Below are 6,502 nucleotides of genomic sequence, written 5' to 3' on the forward strand. Positions count from 1 at the left end.
TGTTTCTGTCAATTATATATCTCTACCAATTATCTTGTTAAGTGACAAAACAGCGACTTTTCAAATAAAAGGCTTGACCAGCCGCTTTTATTTCTAGGCCCTATAACTTATTATAGGACTTCTAATCAGCAGCTAAACGCCGGTTTGTTCAATTTGACCTTTATTTGACCAACATCTCCCTAAATTTGAGAAAAATCACATGAAAACGATTCTGTCTTACCTAATATTGACCAGCGTTTGTTATAATAAGAGCTACATTTGAATAGAAAGGGTGTTGTTGGATTTATGTTAAAATTTAGCGAGTACCGTTATGAACGTCCTGACGCCGATCAGCTCAAGCAGCAGTTGTCCACCCTCGTTCAGCAGTTAACCACCGCTTCCACACTCGACGAAGAACGTGCAGCCGTTTCAGCCATTAACAAACTGCGCAGCGAATTCGAAACGATGCAGCAGCTGGTAAGCGTGCGGCACTCCATCGACACTACCGATGCCTACTACAAAGCGGAACAGGACTACATGGATGAAATCGGACCTGTCATTCAGGAATACATAACCGACTACTACCGGGCGATTGTTGGCTCCAAGAACCGGACGGCTCTTGAAGAGGAATGGGGCTCGCAGCTGTTCAAGCTGGCTGAGGTCTCCCTCCGCACCTTCAATCCTGAGATTATCGGGGATTTGCAGCAGGAGAATAAACTAACGACCGAATACGCACAGCTGATCGCCTCTGCCAAAATCCCCTTCGAAGGCGAAGAACGAACCCTGCCTCAGCTGACTCCTTTCGAGCTGTCTACTGACCGGGATGTTCGCAAACGCGCCTCCGATGCCCGCTACGGCTTCATGGCCGAGCATGGCGCCGAGCTTGACCGCATTTATGACGATCTGGTCAAGGTTCGTACACGTATGGCCAAGAAGCTTGGCTACGACAACTTTGTCGGACTGGGCTATGACCGCATGATGCGTACCGACTACAACGCGGACATGGTGGCAAACTTCAGGAAACAAGTATTGGAATCTATCGTCCCTGCAGCACAAAAGCTGAAGAAGCGCCAGACAGCTCGACTTGGGATCGAACAGCTGAAATTCTATGACGAAGGCTTCAGCTTTAAATCCGGCAACGCTAAGCCGAAGGGCGATCCCGATTGGATCGTGGCCAATGGAGCGAAAATGTATAAAGAGCTCTCTCCTGAGATCGATGAGTTCTTTACCTTTATGCTCGAGAGCGAGCTGATGGACCTTGTGAGCAAAAAAGGCAAACAGGGCGGCGGCTATTGCACCTATTTCAGTGAATACAAAGCGCCGTTCATTTTCTCCAACTTTAACGGCACTTCCGGGGATATCGATGTATTGACGCATGAGGTAGGCCACGCGTTCCAGGCGTATGAAAGCCGCAGCCTGACTGTGCCTGAATATGCCTTCCCGACTTACGAAGCTGCTGAAATCCATTCGATGAGTATGGAATTCTTCACCTGGCCGTGGATGGATCTGTTTTTTGAAGAAGAGGCAGACAAATACCGCTTTAATCACCTGGCCGAATGCCTGCAGTTTATTCCTTACGGCGTTTCAGTAGATGAATTCCAGCATTTTGTCTACAGCAATCCGGAAGCGACTCCTGCAGAACGCAAACAGGCATGGCGGGACATTGAGAAGAAATACCTGCCGCACCGCGATTATGACGGGAACGCGTATCTCGAGCAGGGCGGCTTCTGGCAGAAACAAGGCCACATCTACAGTACGCCGTTCTATTATATCGACTATACGCTTGCCCAGCTTTGCGCCTTCCAGTTCTGGAAGCGTTCAAGAGAGGATTTTGCATCCGCCTGGAAAGACTATTTGACGCTTTGCCAGGCAGGCGGCAGCCAATCCTTCCTGAAGCTGGTCGAGCTGGCCGGACTGAAGTCTCCATTTGAGGACGGCTCCATCCAGTCCGTAATCGGTGAGATTGAAGGCTGGCTGGACAGCATTGACGACAAAGCGCTGTAAAAGGTTATCTGCAGCACGCACGAGCGTATTGCTGCTGAACATTTTAACCAACAAGAAGAGGCTTCTGCCGCGGCAGGAGCCTCTTCTTTGTCTGGCTATTTTTAACACCAGCTCATTCATGAATACTGTTTAAGAACCTGCTTCACCTGTTCTAGTGCTTCATCCACATGCTCTGCATGAATGACAATCCGATCCTTCTCCGCAATTTCTCTGGCGGTATGTTCATAACGAGGGTCGTAATAATGCACCAGCAGCTGCTCCACGGCCTCTTCAAAACGTCCGGCCAGCAAATCCGCTTCGATTTGTTTGGCGATCGGCGTGTGTATCCGTTCTTTAATTCTCCGGAAGGCCGCAAGACAAGTTTCCTGATGTTTATCCGGTTCGTAGTCATTAATAATTTGCCGGACCCGTTCCTGCATCGGCAGATCGATCCACAGCTGGATCCCCTGCTCCTTGCTTGCAACCAGAAATTCCGGCATGACCACTTTGCCAATCCGTTTGCTCTCCGCTTCCATCAGCATATAAGGACGATCCTGCACCTCAAGCAATGCCTTTAATAACAGAGAATCAAAGATTTTCTGGTTGTGTGCCGTGAGTCCCACCTGGCCGAAGACAGAGCCCCTGTGTCCTGCCATCCGTTCCAAATCCAACACCGGATACTGCTCGGCTTGAAGTGCACGGAGCATGTACGTTTTTCCTGTTCCGGTATAGCCGTTTAAGACGACAGCTTTGGGCTTCACTTCAAACCGGCTTAGCTCGTCTACCACCCATTTCCGGTAAGAACGAAAGCCGCCGCTCAAGCGCTGAACGTGAACATCCATCAAGGACAGCAGCGTTGCAGTTGTACGGCTTCGCATTCCTCCGCGCCAGCAAAAGACCGCCTTATCCCCCTGCACCTCCTGAAACTGTTCAATAAAAGAAGGCAGTTTGGCGGAGATAATCGCAAGGCCCCGCTTTTTGGCCGTATCCACACTTACCTGCTTGTACAGCGTCCCGATCTCTGCCCGTTCTTCATCGTTAAAGAAAGGGATATTGAGGCTTCCGGGAATCGTTGCTTCCTCATATTCCGACGGAGACCTTACATCGATTATGGTGATTCCGTTCTGTTTTTGCTTCGCAAGAAGCTCTTCGACCGTTATATCTGTAAACACTGTTATCCGCTCCCTGCTTGCTATGTTACTTTACGACAATATGACCCGGATGCTCTGAAATCACTTCACCAATCAAGGCCGCTTCTACCCCAGCTGCTACGAGCTTGTCCAGCAATTGAGGGGCCTCTGCGCCATCTACCGAGATGAGCAGCCCGCCGGAGGTTACGGCGTCACACAGCATCCACTGACCGATTTGGTCCAGCTCCTGCGGGAATGTGACAGAGCCTTCCAAATGGCCATAATTATTTTTGGTGCCTCCAGGAACAAAACCGGCCTCAGCCAGCTCGCGCACACGCGGCAGAAACGGTACTTTATCCTTGTAGATCACGATTCCCGTCTGACTTCCTTTTGCCATTTCAGAGGCATGTCCCAGCAGTCCAAAGCCGGTTACATCCGTGCAGGCATGCACGTCGTAGCTTTCCATAACTTCAGCCGCTGTTTTGTTCAGCGTAGTCATAACAGAAGTTACCCGGGACACTTCCTCCGGACTGAGCTGATCCTTCTTAATGGAAGTCGTCAGAATGCCCACACCAATCGGTTTGGTTAGAATCAGCTGGTCACCCGGCTTTGCCCCTGCGTTCGTCCGCACGCGTGATGGATGGACAAGTCCAGTAACAGCTAAGCCAAACTTGGGCTCTTTATCGTCAATGGAATGACCGCCGACCAGCGTTACGCCCGCTTCCTTCAGCTTGTCCCCGGCCCCCTTCAGGATTTCCGTCAATACCGACTTATCGAGCGTGTGAATCGGGAAAGCTACAATATTAAGGGCAGTCAGCGGTTTGCCGCCCATGGCATAAATATCACTAATGGCATTGGCCGCTGCTACCTGCCCAAAATCGTATGGATCATCCACAATCGGTGTGAAAAAATCAACGGTCTGCACTAACGCCAATTCATCCGTCAGCTTGTATACACCGGCATCATCACTTGTGTCCAGCCCGACAAGCAGATCAGGATTAGGGGCCGCAGGCGGCAGGTTGCGCAGCACTTGGGCCAAATCTGCCGGACCTATTTTACAGCCGCAGCCTCCCTTTGAGGATAAAGAGGTTAATTTTATTGGTTGTTGCTCGGACATTTCAATCATCCGCCTTTCAGCTTCTTAGGTTGGTTTTATTTACTCCGTAAGGATTACTTCTCAAACAGTATACCACTAATAATTTCAAGGTAAAAATATTGCTAAATATGCTATACTATTATATTGACGCTATTTCATCATGATAATCGGAGGTAACAACATTTATGCCGCATTTAACTGGTTCTTCACCCGCTCCTCAGCGGAATTATAAAGCTGTTATATTCGTCGTCCTGTTTATTCTGATTGCTGCAGCTGGGCTTAGTTATGTCAAATGGTGGCCCTATTACGAAAAAGCATTTAAAGCCGCCACCGAGCATTCCATCGGCTCCTCGATCCTAAGCGGCAATGCCGATACAGCGCCGGACCCTTCCTGGTCAGCAGCTGTTGACTATGCCAAAGCGTATTTCAAATCCGTCTGGAAAGCCGCTGTCCTGGGCATCCTGCTCGGTTCGCTCGTACAAGTGCTGATTCCTGCTCAGTGGCTGCTTAAGGTTTTGGGGAAAGCCAGCTTTAAAAGCACCGCACTCGGCGGGATCGCTTCCCTTCCGGCTATGATGTGCACCTGCTGTGCGGCCCCGATTGCAGTCGGCCTGCGCAAGAAGAACGTATCCGTTGGCTCCAGCCTTGCCTTTTGGCTCGGCAATCCGACACTTAATCCGGCAACGCTTATCTTCATGACTTTCGTATTGTCCTGGAAATTTACGCTTCTGCGATTAGTCTTCGGTATCGTGCTTACTTTTGGAGTCAGCTATTTTGCAAACCGCTTTGCCGGTACAAGCAATATCCCGGAAGAAGTGCTGGAAACGACCGAGGAAGCCGTTAAGCAGGAGGAAGGCCCTTTTCTGGTCCGCTGGTTAAAAAGTGTCGGCAGCATGCTGCTGAGCATCGTGCCCGCTTATCTGCTGTTTGTGTTTATTCTGGGCGCCGCCCGGGCGTGGCTGTTCCCGCATATTGGCTTGAGTGAAGGCAATCATTTGCTGGCGGTCATCGGATTCGCTATTGCCGGTATGCTGTTTGTCATTCCAACGGCTGCAGAAATCCCGATCATTCAGTCGTTTATGTCGTTTGGCCTTGGTGCCGGCCCGGCCGGTGCACTGCTGCTGACCTTACCGGCAGTAAGCCTGCCGTCCCTGCTTATGATCTCTCGTTCCTATCCGAAAAAAGTGCTCGCCTTCGTCGCCTCGGCCGTTGTCGTGCTTGGCATCCTTTGCGGATTGAGTGCTATGCTGATTATTTAATCTAATCAGATTACTTGCAGGCCATTAACCCCCTCTACTTCAATAATGAGCAGAGGGGGTTAATTTATTACCGGATAGCTGCTGATTAATCCGTCAGCTATAAATAAAAAAAAACGCCGCGAAATCCGCAAGCGCTTGTAATCTTTAATTGGAGCGGACGACGGGAATCGAACCCGCGACCCTCGCCTTGGCAAGGCGATGCTCTACCGCTGAGCCACGTCCGCATTATGTATAAAGATGAGCCATGAAGGACTCGAACCTTCGACACCCTGATTAAAAGTCAGGTGCTCTACCAACTGAGCTAATGGCTCACATAGATGGGGTCCCCGGAAAGTACTCGGAGTTCTCATCAAAGCTCAACTTCACTTTTTAAGTAAAGTTGGCTGGGGATATAGGATTCGAACCTATGCGTGACGGAGTCAAAGTCCGTTGCCTTACCGCTTGGCTAATCCCCATTAGTGAAAATATGGGGCGATCGATGGGACTTGAACCCACGAATGCCGGAGCCACAATCCGGTGCGTTAACCCCTTCGCCACGACCGCCATAGTAATCAATTGCGGGGGCAGGATTTGAACCTGCGGCCTTCGGGTTATGAGCCCGACGAGCTACCGGGCTGCTCCACCCCGCGTCAGTGTTAAAATATGGTGGAGCCAAGCGGGATCGAACCGCTGACCTCCTGCTTGCAAGGCAGGCGCTCTCCCAGCTGAGCTATGGCCCCATAATGTACCCCAAAAAGTGAAGTGCTGCTCCGAGGTCAATTCCGATTAATTCTCGGATACCCATGCATACAAACTCAACTTATGAGTGTTAGGAATGGTGGGCCCTAGTGGACTCGAACCACCGACCTCACCCTTATCAGGGGTGCGCTCTAACCAGCTGAGCTAAGGGCCCGAATTTCAGTTCTCATTAAATATCCCCAAAAGGGTCTGCTTGGCGGCGTCCTACTCTCCCAGGACCCTGCGGTCCAAGTACCATCGGCGCTGGAGGGCTTAACGGTCGTGTTCGGGATGGGTACGTGTGGAACCCCTCCGCCATCGCCACCAAACATGATTTT

Annotated in this window: 4 protein-coding genes, 7 tRNA genes and 1 rRNA gene; 2 read left to right on the top strand and 10 right to left on the bottom strand. The window is 50.6% G+C overall.

Annotated elements, in window-relative coordinates:
- The first annotated feature begins 285 nt into the window (after positions 1 to 285).
- Entirely contained in the window at positions 286 to 1,983 is a 1,698-nt protein-coding gene (locus FCN15_RS17660) for a M3 family oligoendopeptidase (RefSeq protein ID WP_138496301.1), read from the top strand.
- A 116-nt stretch (positions 1,984 to 2,099) separates the two neighbouring features.
- Here FCN15_RS17660 and mnmH read toward each other — a convergent pair whose 3' ends face one another.
- Both mnmH and selD read right to left on the bottom strand, forming a co-directional pair.
- On the bottom strand, positions 2,100 to 3,134 hold the full coding sequence (mnmH, locus tag FCN15_RS17665; protein ID WP_138496302.1) for a tRNA 2-selenouridine(34) synthase MnmH: 1,035 nt from the start codon (positions 3,132 to 3,134) through the stop codon (positions 2,100 to 2,102).
- A 25-nt stretch (positions 3,135 to 3,159) separates the two neighbouring features.
- Positions 3,160 to 4,209, bottom strand: coding sequence for a selenide, water dikinase SelD (gene selD / locus FCN15_RS17670; protein WP_138496303.1), 1,050 nt, complete (start codon positions 4,207 to 4,209; stop codon positions 3,160 to 3,162).
- Between the two features lie 164 nt (positions 4,210 to 4,373).
- On the opposite strand from selD, the gene FCN15_RS17675 reads away from it, so the two are divergent.
- On the top strand, positions 4,374 to 5,447 hold the full coding sequence (locus FCN15_RS17675; protein ID WP_138496304.1) for a permease: 1,074 nt from the start codon (positions 4,374 to 4,376) through the stop codon (positions 5,445 to 5,447).
- A gap of 149 nt (positions 5,448 to 5,596) precedes the next feature.
- On the opposite strand, the gene FCN15_RS17680 is transcribed toward FCN15_RS17675, so the two are convergent.
- The 8 genes from FCN15_RS17680 to rrf form a co-directional block, all read right to left on the bottom strand.
- Positions 5,597 to 5,671: transfer RNA gene (locus FCN15_RS17680), tRNA-Gly, on the bottom strand.
- 14 nt (positions 5,672 to 5,685) lie between these two features.
- Positions 5,686 to 5,758 (bottom strand) — tRNA-Lys (locus FCN15_RS17685).
- A gap of 69 nt (positions 5,759 to 5,827) precedes the next feature.
- Positions 5,828 to 5,902: transfer RNA gene (locus FCN15_RS17690), tRNA-Gln, on the bottom strand.
- A 12-nt stretch (positions 5,903 to 5,914) separates the two neighbouring features.
- Positions 5,915 to 5,990, bottom strand: a tRNA-His gene (locus tag FCN15_RS17695).
- A gap of 12 nt (positions 5,991 to 6,002) precedes the next feature.
- A tRNA-Met gene (locus FCN15_RS17700) sits at positions 6,003 to 6,076 on the bottom strand.
- A 14-nt stretch (positions 6,077 to 6,090) separates the two neighbouring features.
- Positions 6,091 to 6,166: transfer RNA gene (locus FCN15_RS17705), tRNA-Ala, on the bottom strand.
- 96 nt (positions 6,167 to 6,262) lie between these two features.
- Positions 6,263 to 6,339 (bottom strand) — tRNA-Ile (locus tag FCN15_RS17710).
- Positions 6,340 to 6,376: 37 nt separating this feature from the next.
- Positions 6,377 to 6,493 (bottom strand): 5S ribosomal RNA (rrf, locus tag FCN15_RS17715).
- Positions 6,494 to 6,502 lie beyond the last annotated feature (9 nt).

The sequence above is a fragment of the Paenibacillus pinistramenti genome (assembly GCF_005869875.1).
GTDB lineage: Bacteria > Bacillota > Bacilli > Paenibacillales > Paenibacillaceae > Fontibacillus > Fontibacillus pinistramenti.

Excerpts from the sequence above, each read along its gene's own strand:
- selD (WP_138496303.1), bottom strand. The coding sequence starts at position 4,209 with ATGTCCGAGCAACAACCAATAAAATTAACCTCTTTATCCTCAAAGGGA.
- FCN15_RS17675 (WP_138496304.1), top strand. The coding sequence starts at position 4,374 with ATGCCGCATTTAACTGGTTCTTCACCCGCTCCTCAGCGGAATTATAAA.
- FCN15_RS17660 (WP_138496301.1), top strand. The coding sequence starts at position 286 with ATGTTAAAATTTAGCGAGTACCGTTATGAACGTCCTGACGCCGATCAG.